Here is a 13,171-nt window from a genome sequence, read left to right as displayed (position 1 = left end):
TTGCACCACACTAGAATCACAAAATACCCTGAAGTAATTTGCTCACTATTCTTTAGTATTCGATAATGATTGGACACTATTCCAGAGTACATCAGCATGCCTACTCACTCGTGGCTAGCCCGTTTGTCCATCAGGGCGCAATTTCTGCTGGTTCTATCCATTGTCGGCATCGGCCTGATGTTCACCGGCGGCATGTCCTGGCGCCAGCTGGAAGAGCTGCGCATTAACGGCCCGGCATACAGCCGCATTGTGCAAGGCAAAGACCTGATTGCCGATATTCTGCCTCCGCCGCGCTATATCATCGAATCCTATCTGGTGGTGATGCAGGCTCAGCATAGCCAAAGCCTGTCTGCCGTGCGTACCTATCAGGACCGGGTGCTGGAGCTGGAAAAAGAGTTCCAGGCACGCCACGAATACTGGCAGCGCATGCCGCTGAACGATGAAAGCCAGCGCTTGCTGCTGCAAGCCTCTGACAAGCCCGCACGCGAGTTTTTCAAGCTGGCACGCGAGCAGTACTTTCCGCAGCGGCTGGCCGAGCAAGATACACGTAGCGTGCTCACCCAGCTGGCCAACCATTACCAGCAGCACCGCTACGAAATCGACAAACTGGTGAAACGCGAGAACACCCTGCTGGCCGAAGAAGAAAAGCGCGCCGAACAACTGGTGCACCAAGGCCGGCTGTTTCTGGCAGGCACCATTGTGCTGGTGCTGTTGCTGTCCATTGTCCTGGTACACCAGATCAGCCGCCAGCAACGCCGCAGCGTAGACCAGCTGCGTAAAGCCATGGCCGGCCTGGCCAAAGGGCAGCTCAACCTGACACTGCCGCCGCAGCCGGATAACGAGCTGGGCCAGATAGGCCAAAGCACAGAAGACATGCGCCACAGCCTGCAGCAGCTTATCGTGCAGATGCAAAACGCCGCCGGCGAGCTGCAGGGCAACGAGCACGATATCCAGCACGAGGCCGCACAAGTACAACAGCTGGCCAGCCGCCAGCGCGAGCGCATCGGCCAGATGAGCGAACAGGTGCAATCGCTCACCGACACCCTGGCGCGCCTGGCAAACGACAGCGAACACTCGGCGTCCACCTCGGTGGCCGCCATCGAGTCGGCCGGCAATAGTGGCCGCGACCTGCAGCAAAGCAGTGAAGTACTGGCCAACGTGGTAGAAACGGTGCGCGAAACCACCGTGCTGCTGGACGAGCTCACCCAGAAAGCAGGCCAGATCGTGGGGGTAGCCAACACCATTCACGAGATCGCCGAGCAAACCAACCTGCTGGCGCTGAATGCCGCCATCGAGGCGGCGCGCGCCGGGGAAAGCGGCCGCGGCTTTGCCGTGGTCGCCGACGAAGTACGCAAGCTGGCCGAACGCACGGCACAATCCACCGGCAGCATCAACGAGATTCTGGGCACCGTGCAGCGCTCCACCACCGAAGCGGCCACGAGCATTCGCCAAGGCCTGGCCCAATCCGAGCAGGGGCTGGATAAAGTACAGCAAGCCAGCCACAGCGTGAGCGCCCTGCAAGAAAGCATCAATTCGCTAGGCCAGGCCTTGCAACATGTGGTGGAACAAATACAGGGCAGCCAGCAGCTGCGACAGGAGGTCCAGCAGGAGCTGGGCGAGGTACTGCAAGATACGCATACTCAGCAAGAAGCGGTTGACCGGCTGTACGGCCTGATTCGCGTTGCCGACCAGACCACGCAAAAGCTGGAACAAGCCAGCCACCGATTCACACTCTAAACAGGGCTGCACATGGCTGTTTCACCGCATTGGCTGGCGGCAATACTGCTCACGCTGGCCTGCCAAGCCACCTTGGCAAGCCCGCAACAAACCACCGTCACCGTGGCGTTTGGCGAATCGCTGGAGCCCTATGTGATTCCGCAACTGGAAGCCGGCATCGAGCTGGATATCATCCGGGCGGCGCTGAAAAACCGGCAATACGAGATGAAGCCGGTATTCCTGTCGCAAAAGCGCCTGCCGCAAGCCCTGGCAGATCGCAAGATAGACGCGGTCGCCACCATCGTGCCGGAGTCGGGTGCCAAAGGCGCGTATTCGGATGTGTATATCAGCTACGAAGACAAGGCCATTACCCTCACCCAGCGGCGGCTGGCTATTCACCGCATTGCCGACCTGGCCGGCTACAGCGTCTCCGCCTTCCCGCTGGCCGGTCAGTATCTCGGTGCCGAATTTGCCGCGCTGGCGGCCAAGCACCCTGACTACCATGAAACCGGTAACCAGATAGACCAGAACCGCCTGCTCTACCGCGGCAGCGTCGATGTGGTAGTAGCGGACCACCGCATCTTCAACTACATGAATAAACGCATGCAAACCGACTTTGGCGAAACCCCCTTGCCAGTGAGCTACCACGACATTTTCATCAAGCTGCCCTATCGCGTCCTGTTTCGCCAGCCTACCCTGCGTGATGCCTTTAACCAGGGCCTGAAGCAGATACAGCAAAATGGCGAATACCAGCGCATTCTCAAGCGCTACAGCTAAACGCCGCCAGCAAAACACGCAGTACACCTGAGCCCAAACTGACACAGGGGTTTTGTTAGCGGGGCGAAAGCACACTGGGCTAGAATGCCGCATTGCATTCTGGCCCTGCACCATGAAAAAACTCCTCTGCCTGCTAGGCAGCAGCGGCATGTTGGCCGCCTGCGCCACACCGGTGAGCCCGCTGGCCAGCCAGCCGGTACCCGCACCCATCATTCAGCAAAATGCCCCCAGCAGCGCGTTGCCAGCACCCGCCAGCGAACCGGCCGGCACCGTGCCGGTGCTACCCGCCACACCGCCCGCGCCACCCACTCCACCGGTTATCGTCACCCCACCGGCCAAACCTGCTGCGGCCAACCCCAAGGCGCTGCTGGACAAGCTGCTGCCCGACTACGTAAAACCACGCAGTGGCTGGCGCGACGACCTGGTCTCGGCATTCGGCAGCCTGCAGATACCGCACACCGCCGAAAACTACTGTGCGGTGATTGCCGTTATCGAGCAGGAATCCACCTTTCAGGCCGACCCAGTCGTACCGGGTCTGCCCAAAATTGTCTGGGGCAAGATCAATGACAAGGTGGACAACTACTACATCCCGCTTGCTCTGGTAAAAACCGCTTTCCTGAAAAAATCGCCGAACGGCCAAAGCTACAAGGAGCGCATCGATAATCTGCGCACCGAAAAGGAAATGAACGACCTGTTTGAAGACATATCGTCCGAGGCGCAAAAGCTGGGCCTGCCCGTCGGCATGAAAAACCCCATCCGCACCGGTGGACCCATGCAGGTCAGCGTGGAGTTTGCCGAAGCACACGTGCGCGCCTGGCCCTACCCTTACGCGCGCAACGGCAGCATCCGCGATGAAGTATTCAGCCGCAAAGGCGGCGTCTATTTCGGCAGCGCCATCTTGCTGCAATACCCGGCCCCGTATACCGACATGCGTTACCGCTTTGCCGACTTCAATGCCGGGCGCTACGCCAGCCGCAATGCCGCCTTCCAGCAAGCCGTGGCCAAGCTGAGTGGCAGCAAGCTGGCACTGGACGGCGACCTGCTGCGCTACCAGAACGGCCAACCCGGCCGCGATGCCAGCAGCACCCAACAAGCACTGGCCAAGCTGCGCACCCGCCTGGGCCTGAGCGACGCCGACATACTGCGCGACCTGAAACAGGAAAAAAGCGCCGGCTTCGCGCAAACACCGCTTTATAGCCGCATCATGCAGCTGGCCGACCAGCAGCAAGGCCGCAAAGCCCCGCGCGAGCTGATGCCAGACATTCGCCTGCAAAGCCCCAAGATCACGCGCAAGCTCACCACCGCGTGGTTTGCCGACCGTGTCGATGGCCGCTACCAGCGCTGCCTGGCACGGCGCTGATCGCCAACCGCGACAAAAAGCCCTTTCGCGAGCGAAAGGGCTTTTTTCATGCCAGGCAAGACAATAAGCGCTGGGGGACACCGCCACCGCGCACAAGCCTACAGCGGAAAACAAACGCAAAAAAGCCACCCGAAGGTGGCTTTTTTACTGAAACTGGCGTCCCCACGGGGATTCGAACCCCGGTTACCGCCGTGAAAGGGCGATGTCCTAGGCCTCTAGACGATGGGGACCTAGTGGCGCACCCGGAGCGATTCGAACGCCCGACCCTTTGGTTCGTAGCCAAATACTCTATCCAACTGAGCTACGGGTGCGCTGTGTGGCGGAGAAAGAGGGATTCGAACCCTCGATACAGGTTTAAGCCCGTATGCTTCCTTAGCAGGGAAGTGCCTTCGACCTCTCGGCCATTTCTCCGTCAACAGAACGCCATATTAATTAACACTTAGCCTTCTGTCAACCACTACTTGCAATAATTTTGCCTATGCAGGCTGATCCAGGCCAAATACCTTGTGCAGCACGCGTACGGCCAGCTCCAGGTATTTCTCGTCGATCAGTACCGACACCTTGATTTCAGAGGTAGAGATCATCTGGATATTGATGCCCTCTTCCGCCAGCGTGCGGAACATGGTGGAGGCCACGCCGCAGTGCGAACGCATGCCCACGCCCACGATGGACACTTTGGCCACCTTGTCGTCAGAGTCGATCTTGCCGGCACCGATATGGGTCTGCACATCGCGCAGGATAGCCAGCGCCTGCTGGTATTCGCCACGCGGTACGGTGAAAGAGAAATCGGTCGTGCCGTTCTCGCCCACATTCTGGATGATCATGTCCACTTCGATATTGGCATCGGCAATCGGGCCCAGAATCTGGTAAGCGATGCCTGGCTTGTCCGGCACGCCTTTCACATTGATGCGTGCTTCGTTACGGTCAAACGCAATACCTGCCACTACGGCCTTTTCCATGTTCTCATCTTCCTCAAACGTAATCAGTGTGCCTTCGCCCTCGTCTTCAAAACTGGAGAGCACGCGCAGGCGTACTTTGTATTTGCCGGCAAACTCGACAGAGCGGATCTGCAGAATCTTGGAGCCCAGGCTGGCCATTTCGATCATCTCTTCAAACGTGATGGTCTTCAGGCGGCGGGCTTCCGGCACCACACGCGGGTCGGTGGTGTACACACCGTCCACGTCGGTATAGATCTGGCATTCGTCGGCTTTCAGCGCCGCAGCCATGGCCACGGCCGAGGTGTCGGAACCGCCACGGCCCAGCGTGGTGATGTTGCCGTCTTCGTCCAGGCCCTGGAAACCGGCCACAACCACGACGCGGCCGGCGTTCAGGTCCGCGCGCATGGCGGCTTCGTCGATGGACTGGATGCGGGCTTTGGTGTGGGCGCTATCCGTTACCACACGCACTTGCCAGCCGCAGTAGCTCTTGGCATTCACACCGATTTCTTTCAGCGCCATGGCCAGAAGACCGATAGTGACTTGCTCGCCGGTAGAAATCACCACGTCGAGCTCGCGTGGGTCCGGGAACTCTTGCAGCTCTTTAGCCAGGGCGATCAGGCGGTTGGTTTCACCACTCATGGCCGAAACCACCACCACTACATCATGTCCCTGGGCTTTCCATTTGGCGACACGGCGGGCCACGTTCTTGATGCGCTCAGGGGAGCCCATCGAGGTACCGCCGTACTTTTGTACGATAAGTGCCATTTTATTTTCTTGAATAGGGTTGGGATGTCGGACAATGATTCTGTCCCGATACACCCCCTTATGGCAAGGCACTTGTAGCGCATTTGGCCTGCTTTTTTGCTGCCATGCGGCACACGGGGGACGGCTGTTGAATGGATACAAAATACCATTGAAAACCTACGGCAACTGTACGCATCATTTGACAGGCGGATGCGGCCAACTAGCATGGTAAGAGAAGCTGGTCACAGACAACCGCGCCGGGCAGGGCAGACAGGGCGAACAATGAAACACATTATCCTGGTGGTAGACGACTCCCCGGTACTCAGACAGATCTCTTGCGAAGCGCTGAGTGATGCCGGCTACAAGGTACTGCAGGCGGAAAACGGCAAAGCAGGCCTGCTGCAGCTGGACAAACACACGCCGTCGCTGATCATCAGCGACCTGAACATGCCCGAGATGAACGGCCTGGAGTTTATCCGCACACTGCGCCAGCGCCCGGCATTGGTACAGGTGCCGGTGATCATGGTGACCACCGAGCTGAGCGACAGCATGAAGGCGGCCGGGCGCGCTGCCGGGGCTACGGCGTGGCTGACCAAGCCACTGCAACCCCCGCTGTTGCTGAAGGCAGTGAATGCGCTATTGCGGCAGTAAGCCGGGCGACAAAACCGGCATCAGGCCGGCATGGACCACAATGGCGGCTGCTGCATGGCTTCCAGCTGCTGCTCCAGCTCATTGATGCGCTCCAGCCAGTAGTGCTCGCTGCCAAACCACGGGAAGGCGGCAGGGAAAGCCGGGTCAGCCCAGCGGGCCGATAGCCAGGCGCAGTAGTGCAGCAGGCGCAGGCTGCGCAGTGGCTCGATCAGCCGCAGCTCGCGGTAATCCAGATCACAAAACTCCTCATAGCCCGCCAGGATGGCGGCCAACTGCGCCGACTGCTGCTCGCGCTCGCCACTGAGCAGCATCCAGATATCCTGGATAGCCGGTGCCATACGGCTGTCGTCCAGGTCGACAAAATGCGGGCCATCCGGCGTCCACATCACATTCCCCGCGTGGCAATCGCCGTGCGTGCGCAGCATGTTCAGCGCAGGCAAGGTGGCAAAGGCTGCCTCGGCCATGCGGATGACCGCCTGTGCTACTTGGCTAAAGCGCGCCGCCAGGTGGGCAGGCAGGTGGCCACCGCTTTCGATGATGCGCAGCGCGTCGTGGCCAAAGGTTTGCACCGTCAGCACCGGGCGCGTCTGGTAAGCCTGGCTGCGGCCAATGGCGTGGATGCGCCCCAGAAACCGCCCCAGCCATTCCAGCGTGGCTTCGTCTTCCAGCTCCGGCGCACGCCCGCCACGGCGCGGAAACAGGGCAAAGCGGAAGCCCTGCCATTGCAGCAACGTCTGGCCGGCAAACGCCAGCGGTGCCACCACCGGGATTTCGGCGTCTTGCAACTGGCAGGCAAAGGCGTGCTCTTCCAGAATCTGTGCGTCCTGCCAGCGGCCGGGGCGGTAAAACTTGGCAATCAGCGGCGGGCCATCTTCCATGCCTACCTGGTAAACACGGTTTTCGTAGCTGTTCAGCGCCAGCATGCGGCCATCGCAACGCAAGCCGCTGCTTTCCACCGCATCCAGCATCAGGTCGGGAGTCAGCGCGGTATAGGGGTGTAAGGTATCCATGCCCAGCATTATGCGCGCTGCACACTGGCTGCGGCCAACCTTTGCAGTGGCAGCCGCCAAGGCTTACCATCGTGGCATGAGCCTATCCTTTACTTACTTCGAAGCCGAAGACCGCCTGCTGGTGCTGATACAGCCCGGCGGCCACCAGCTCTGGCTGACGCGTTACCTGACCCAGTCCATCCTGCGGGATATTGCCGCGCTGTTTGCCCGCGCCGTACCGGGCGAAGGCGTACCGGGGGCCGGTAGCAGCGAGCAACGCATTGCGCTGGAACACCGCATGGCCATGAACGAGGAAGACCTAGCAGACCAGCCGGGCATGGGCGGCGGCATGAAGTTCGCACAGAACTCCCCTGCGCTGCCCGCCAGCGGCAGCATACCGGTGTGCACGGGGCTGGATGCCCAAGCCGGTAGCGACTACGCCAGCATCAGCTTTACCGTGGGGCCACAGAACATCAATATGCGCCAGAGCCGCGCCGGCTTTCACCGATTCCTGCGTACGCTGGCCCTGTGTGCGGACAAAGCCGGCTGGCAGATACAAGACGTACCTGGCTGGCTGACGCAAAGCCTGCTCACTGACCTGCTGGGTACGTTGCCGCCACTGGACGAGCCCGACACCAACTGAGGCAACGGGCTGGCACCTTAAGCCTGCCTTCAGCCCCTCATTGCACACTAGCGCTTTTTGCGAAGACACCATGACCAGCCCAGCTACCAGCCCGCAGCACCAAGCCGCCCAACGCAGCCTGTGGGTGAGCGTGGCAGTCAATATTGTCCTGACCAACGCACAGCTGCTGGCGGGCTTTTTTGCAGGATCGCAAGCATTGATTGCCGATGCGCTGCACTCGCTGTCCGACCTGCTCGCGGATTTTGTCGCCCTGCTGGCGCGCAAACACAGCAGCAAAGCCCCCGACCATGACCACCAGTACGGCCATTACCGTTACGAAACCGCTGCCTCGCTGATACTGGGTGCCCTGCTGTTAGCCGCAGGCTGCAGCATGCTGTGGGGCGCGGGCAACAAGATCATCAGCCCCACCGCGCTGGGGCCCGTGCACCCGCTAGCGCTATACGTAGCGCTGTTTACCCTGCTGTCCAAAGAAGGCCTGTTCCGCTACATGCTGGCGGTGGCCACACGAGTGAAGTCCAGCATGCTGGTAGCGAATGCCTGGCATGCACGTGCTGATGCCGCCTCCTCGCTGGTGGTGGCCATCGGTATCGGCGGCAACCTGCTGGGCTACACCTGGCTGGACCCGTTGGCCGCAGCGCTGGTGGGCTTCATGGTAGGCCGCACTGGCTGGCAGTTTGCCTGGGATGCGCTGCACGACCTGATGGACCGCGCCGCCGACGACGACACCGTGGCCGCCATCCGCCAGGCGCTGCTGGCCACGCCCGGCGTACAGGGCATACACGACCTGCGCACCCGCCGCCTGGGCGACCATATCCAGGTAGATGTGCACCTGGAAATAGACGGCAGCCTGACCGTACGCCAGGGCCACGACATTGCCGCCCAGGCCCGCGATCGCGTAGTAGCGAACCACCCGGTGCTGGACGTGATGACCCACATCGACCCGGTATAGGCCACAGCGCAAGGGTAAATCCGCATTGGCATTCGGCGCGGGGGCAGCTTTAATCAGGACAAGCCCTAGTGGGCATCGCGCCGGAGAACTGCACACCGCCATGAAAGTCGCCCTTTTCATCCCCTGTTTCGTCAACGAACTGTACCCGCACGTGGCCATGGCCACCGCCGAGCTGCTGGAGGGCTACGGCGTGGACGTGCACTACCCGCTGGCACAGTCCTGTTGCGGCCAACCTTTAAGCAATAACGGCGACAGCCAGGGCGCCTGTGACGCGGCGCGCCGGTTTACCGGCATTTTCAAGGATTACGATTACATCGTCTCGCCATCCGGCAGCTGTACCTCGCACGTCAAACACCACTATGGCTGGTACCTGTCTGGCGATAGCGACTACCAGGCCATGCAGCCGCGGGTGTACGAGATCGTGGAATTCCTGCAGGACATCCTCAAAATCAACGCGCTGCCCAAACCGGTGTACTTTCCGCATACCGTGTCCATCCACCAAAGCTGCCACGGCCTGCGCGAGCTGCACCATGCCGCACCGTCCGAGCTGATGATCCCCTACCACTCGCGGCTGGAGCGCATCCTGCAGCTGGTAGACGGTATCGAGGTCAAGCAGCCGGAACGGCGTGACGAATGCTGCGGTTTTGGCGGCACCTTCAGTGTGGACGAGCCGGAAGTATCGGTGGCCATGGGCGAAGACCGCGTGGCCCAGCACGAAGCTACCGGCGCGCAGTACATCGTGGGCGCCGACCCGTCGTGCCTGATGCACATGGGCGGTATTATCCGCCACCGCTGCCGCCCTATCCGCCCGCTGCATATTGTAGAAATCCTGACCGGCCGCGGGGGTGCAGCATGAAGAACGACAATATTCACCACGCCGAAGCCGCTGCCGCCTTCCTGCAAGACCGCGAACAAGCGCGCTGGCACGACAGCGCCATCTGGTGGGTACGCCAGAAACGCGACATGCAGGCCAAACAGCTGCCGGAATGGGAACAGCTGCGCGCACTGGCCCAGCAGATCAAGGCGCACACGCTGTCGCGGCTGGACGACTACCTGCTGCAGTTCCAGGCCAATGCCGAAAAGAACGGCGTCACCGTACACTGGGCAGCCGACGCCGACGAGCATAACCGCATCGTGCACGGCATCCTGGCGGCGGGGGGCGTCAAGAAACTGGTGAAGTCCAAGTCCATGCTCACCGAAGAGTGCGGGCTGAACCCCTATCTGGAACAGCACGGCATCGAAGTGATTGATACCGACCTGGGCGAGCGCATCGTACAGCTGCGCCAGGAGCCGCCCAGCCACATCGTGATGCCGGCCATCCACCTGAAAAAAGAACAGATCTCCGAGCTGTTCCACCGCGAGCTGGGCACCGAGGCAGGCAATAACGACCCCACCTACCTGACCCACGCCGCCCGCGCCAACCTGCGCGAGCACTTTCTTACCGCCGACGCCGGCCTGACCGGCGTGAACTTCGCCATCGCCGAAACCGGTGGCGTGGTGGTGTGCACCAACGAAGGCAACGCCGACTTGGGCTCCGCCCTGCCACCCATCCATATCGCCAGCATGGGCCTGGAAAAAATCATTCCGCGGCTGGAACACCTGGGCGTGTTTACCCGCCTGCTGGCGCGCTCGGCCATCGGCTCGCCCATCACCACCTACACCTCGCACTTCCACCGTGCGCGCCCAGGTGGCCAGATGCACATCGTCATCGTAGACAATGGTCGCAGCGACATTCTGGGCAACGACGACTTCTACCAGAGCCTGCGCTGCATCCGCTGCGGTGCCTGCATGAACACCTGCCCGGTGTACCGCCGCAGTACCGGCCACAGCTACAGCTACATCATCCCCGGCCCCATCGGCTCGACCCTGGGGCCCAGCCGTGACATCAAAAAGCACGGCAGCATGGCTTTTGCCTGCACCACCTGTGGTTCGTGCAGCAATGTGTGCCCGGTGAAGATCAACCTGCACGAACAGCTGGTGCTGCAGCGCAAACGCGCCTTCGACGCCGGCACGCTCAAGCCGGCCAAGAAAATGGGCCTGCTGGCCATGCGCTTCCTCACCCAGCACCCGTCGCTGATGGATAGTGGCGGCAAGGTCATGCGCAAGGTGGTGCCCATCGTGCCGGAAAGCCTGACTCGCCACAGCGCGTGGTCGCGCCCCGGTCGTGCCCTGCCGGAGATGCCGGAGCAGAGCTTCAAGGAAATGTGGCAAGCCCGCCAGAAGGACAAAAAAGCATGAGCAGCCAAGCAAAAATCCTGGCGCGGCTGCGCCAGAACCGCCCGCAAGGCCCGGCGCTGCCGGATATCGACGCGGTGCCATTCATCACCTTTGACGACAAGTTCGACGCCTTTTGCACCCTGGTGCGCAACCTGGGCGGCGACGCCGTGCAGCTAGCCGACGGCGACAGCGTGCAAAGCGTGGTACAGCAACGTTGGCCGCAACACGGCCGCCTGGTAGACCTGACGGTAACCGGCCACGAGGAAAGCCCCAGCCCGCACGCCTGGCACGACGTAGACGTGGCCATCGTACCCGGCGAGCTAGCCGTGGCAGAAAGCGCCGCCGTATGGGTAAGCCACGCCGACAACCAGTGGCGCTCGATTTACTTCCTGACCCAGAAGCTGGTGCTGGTGGTGCCGCGCGATGCCATCGTGGATACCATGCGCGACGCCTACCGCCGCATCGCCATCCGCGAACAGGGCTTTGGCGGCTTCATCAGCGGCAGCTCGCGCACCGCCGATATCGAACAAAGCCTGGTAATGGGCGCACACGGCGCCATGGCCGCGCTGGTGATCTTTGTCTGATTGCAGTAAGTTGTTGCTTCCTTTAGCGGCCCGCGTGGCCGCTTTTTTTGCGGCCAACGTTGGCCGCAGACGCAAAAAAGCCACCTTTCGGTGGCTTTTCATGATTGCGCCAATGGCTCAGCGCTCTACCTTGTAACGCGGTGGCAGCAACAGCGCCGGCACCTCACGCTGGCGCTGCGGCAGAATACGCCCGCCGATGCCCAGCTTCACCGTCTTGCGGCCTTCGCCCTCGTCATGCGTGTCGCGTGGCTCGCGGCTATCCGCTGCATGGCGGCTCTCGCGGCGCGGCTTGTCGCCAAACAGCGACGGGCTACGCTCTGCGCGTTCACTGCGGCGCGGGGCGTCCGGGCGGTCGGTGCGCTCCGGGCGCTCTGCGCGGTCGGTACGCTCCGGGCGTTCGCTACGCTCGCGGCGCGGTGCGGTATCGGCCTCGTCACGCGGCGGGCGGCCACCAAAGCCCTCTGGCAGCGGCAGCGGCGTCAGGGTTTGCTTGGTGAGCTTTTCGATCGACTCGTGCTGGCGGGTTTCATCCGGGCTCATCAGCGAGATCGCCACGCCAGATGCACCGGCGCGGCCGGTACGGCCAATACGATGCACGTAGTCTTCCGGCGAGTTGGGCATTTCGTAGTTCACCACGAAAGGCAGCTCGGAAATATCCAGACCACGGGCCGCCACGTCGGTAGCGACCAGTACCTTCACCTCACCGCTCTTGAAGCGTTCCAGCGTTTCCAGGCGGGCGCTTTGTGCCTTGTCGCCGTGGATGGCTTCGGCTGCGTGGCCATCGCGCTTGAGGTCTCGCGACAGCTGGTCGGCCGAGATCTTGGTCTTGCAGAACACGATGACCTGGCTCATTTCGCGCTGGCGAATCAGGTAGGACAGCAAAGCGCGCTTGCGGAAACCGTCTACGGCAAAGACCAGCTGTTCGACCTGGGCGTTGGTCGAGTTCTGACGCGCCACTTCAACCGTTTGCGGGTCGCGCATGAAGTCTGCAGCCAACCGTTTGATCTCCGGGGCAAAGGTAGCGGAGAACAGCAGGGTCTGGCGCTCTTTGGGCAGCAGCGACATGATCTTGCGGATGTCCTGGATAAAGCCCATGTCCAGCATGCGGTCGGCTTCATCCAGCACCAGCACGTCTACCTTGTTCAGCTGGATGGTTTTTTGCTGGATGTGGTCCAGCAGGCGGCCCGGGGTGGCGATAACGATTTCGATACCACGGCGCAGCTCGGCAACCTGCGGGTCCATGTTCATGCCACCGTACACGGTGGTCGTGCGCAGGGGCAGGTATTTGGTATACGCCTTGGCATTCACGCCGATCTGGTCGGCCAGCTCGCGTGTGGGCGACAGGATCAGCGCACGCACCGGGTGCATGGCCGGCGAGACGCTGGGGTTGGCAAACTTTTTCAGACGCTCCAGGATAGGCAGCAGGAAAGCGGCAGTCTTGCCGGTACCGGTTTGCGCGGCAGCCAGCAGATCTCGGCCGGACAGCACCAGCGGAATGGCCTTGGCCTGGATGGGGGTAGCTTCCGAGTACCCCATTTCGTCGATGGCACGCAGGATTTCAGGTGCCAGGCCTAGCTCGGCAAACGACATGTCAGGAACTCCA

Annotated in this window: 12 protein-coding genes and 3 tRNA genes; 9 read left to right on the top strand and 6 right to left on the bottom strand. The window is 61.5% G+C overall.

All coding sequences use genetic code 11. The features are described from left to right. The first annotated feature begins 96 nt into the window (after positions 1 to 96). From ACZ9XP_RS08130 to ACZ9XP_RS08120, 3 genes are all read left to right on the top strand, one after another. Positions 97 to 1,737, top strand: a complete 1,641-nt coding sequence (locus ACZ9XP_RS08130) for a methyl-accepting chemotaxis protein (protein WP_465188242.1) — start codon at positions 97 to 99, stop codon at positions 1,735 to 1,737. Positions 1,738 to 1,749: 12 nt separating this feature from the next. Further along, positions 1,750 to 2,493, top strand: a complete 744-nt coding sequence (locus ACZ9XP_RS08125) for a transporter substrate-binding domain-containing protein (protein WP_147682723.1) — start codon at positions 1,750 to 1,752, stop codon at positions 2,491 to 2,493. 112 nt (positions 2,494 to 2,605) lie between these two features. After that, positions 2,606 to 3,853, top strand: a complete 1,248-nt coding sequence (locus ACZ9XP_RS08120; RefSeq protein WP_147682721.1) for a DUF1615 domain-containing protein — start codon at positions 2,606 to 2,608, stop codon at positions 3,851 to 3,853. A gap of 154 nt (positions 3,854 to 4,007) precedes the next feature. Here ACZ9XP_RS08120 and ACZ9XP_RS08115 read toward each other — a convergent pair. From ACZ9XP_RS08115 to ACZ9XP_RS08100, 4 genes are all read right to left on the bottom strand, one after another. After that, a tRNA-Glu gene (locus ACZ9XP_RS08115) sits at positions 4,008 to 4,083 on the bottom strand. A gap of 4 nt (positions 4,084 to 4,087) precedes the next feature. Next, a tRNA-Arg gene (locus ACZ9XP_RS08110) sits at positions 4,088 to 4,164 on the bottom strand. Between the two features lie 6 nt (positions 4,165 to 4,170). Next, positions 4,171 to 4,264 (bottom strand) — tRNA-Ser (locus ACZ9XP_RS08105). 65 nt (positions 4,265 to 4,329) lie between these two features. Next, on the bottom strand, positions 4,330 to 5,556 hold the full coding sequence (locus ACZ9XP_RS08100; RefSeq protein WP_147682719.1) for an aspartate kinase: 1,227 nt from the start codon (positions 5,554 to 5,556) through the stop codon (positions 4,330 to 4,332). Positions 5,557 to 5,817: 261 nt separating this feature from the next. On the opposite strand from ACZ9XP_RS08100, the gene ACZ9XP_RS08095 reads away from it, so the two are divergent. Next, positions 5,818 to 6,186, top strand: a complete 369-nt coding sequence (locus ACZ9XP_RS08095; protein ID WP_147682717.1) for a response regulator — start codon at positions 5,818 to 5,820, stop codon at positions 6,184 to 6,186. A 20-nt stretch (positions 6,187 to 6,206) separates the two neighbouring features. Here ACZ9XP_RS08095 and ACZ9XP_RS08090 read toward each other — a convergent pair whose 3' ends face one another. After that, positions 6,207 to 7,196 (bottom strand): serine/threonine protein kinase, encoded by a 990-nt coding sequence (locus ACZ9XP_RS08090; protein WP_147682715.1) that lies wholly within the window; start codon positions 7,194 to 7,196, stop codon positions 6,207 to 6,209. 76 nt (positions 7,197 to 7,272) lie between these two features. Here ACZ9XP_RS08090 and ACZ9XP_RS08085 point away from each other — a divergent pair, with 76 nt between their 5' ends. From ACZ9XP_RS08085 to ACZ9XP_RS08065, 5 genes are all read left to right on the top strand, one after another. Next, complete coding sequence (locus tag ACZ9XP_RS08085) at positions 7,273 to 7,818, top strand: hypothetical protein (protein WP_147682713.1); 546 nt, start codon at positions 7,273 to 7,275, stop codon at positions 7,816 to 7,818. A 70-nt stretch (positions 7,819 to 7,888) separates the two neighbouring features. Then, the gene (locus tag ACZ9XP_RS08080; protein WP_147682711.1) at positions 7,889 to 8,767 is read left to right on the top strand and encodes a cation diffusion facilitator family transporter; all 879 of its coding nucleotides are present in this window, start codon (positions 7,889 to 7,891) and stop codon (positions 8,765 to 8,767) included. A 100-nt stretch (positions 8,768 to 8,867) separates the two neighbouring features. Continuing rightward, the gene (locus tag ACZ9XP_RS08075) at positions 8,868 to 9,623 is read left to right on the top strand and encodes a (Fe-S)-binding protein (protein ID WP_147682709.1); all 756 of its coding nucleotides are present in this window, start codon (positions 8,868 to 8,870) and stop codon (positions 9,621 to 9,623) included. Continuing rightward, complete coding sequence (locus ACZ9XP_RS08070; RefSeq protein WP_465188241.1) at positions 9,620 to 11,005, top strand: lactate utilization protein B; 1,386 nt, start codon at positions 9,620 to 9,622, stop codon at positions 11,003 to 11,005. The genes ACZ9XP_RS08075 and ACZ9XP_RS08070 overlap by 4 nt, the downstream gene beginning before the upstream one ends. Further along, complete coding sequence (locus ACZ9XP_RS08065) at positions 11,002 to 11,568, top strand: LutC/YkgG family protein (protein WP_465188240.1); 567 nt, start codon at positions 11,002 to 11,004, stop codon at positions 11,566 to 11,568. The genes ACZ9XP_RS08070 and ACZ9XP_RS08065 overlap by 4 nt, the downstream gene beginning before the upstream one ends. Before the next feature lie 117 nt (positions 11,569 to 11,685). On the opposite strand, the gene ACZ9XP_RS08060 is transcribed toward ACZ9XP_RS08065, so the two are convergent. Then, positions 11,686 to 13,158, bottom strand: coding sequence for a DEAD/DEAH box helicase (locus ACZ9XP_RS08060; protein WP_465188239.1), 1,473 nt, complete (start codon positions 13,156 to 13,158; stop codon positions 11,686 to 11,688). Between the last annotated feature and the right edge of the window lie 13 nt (positions 13,159 to 13,171).

The organism is Vogesella perlucida (assembly GCF_979366545.1).
The sequence above is the reverse complement of the archived record's forward strand: the minus strand, read 5'-3'. Positions and strand labels throughout refer to the sequence as shown.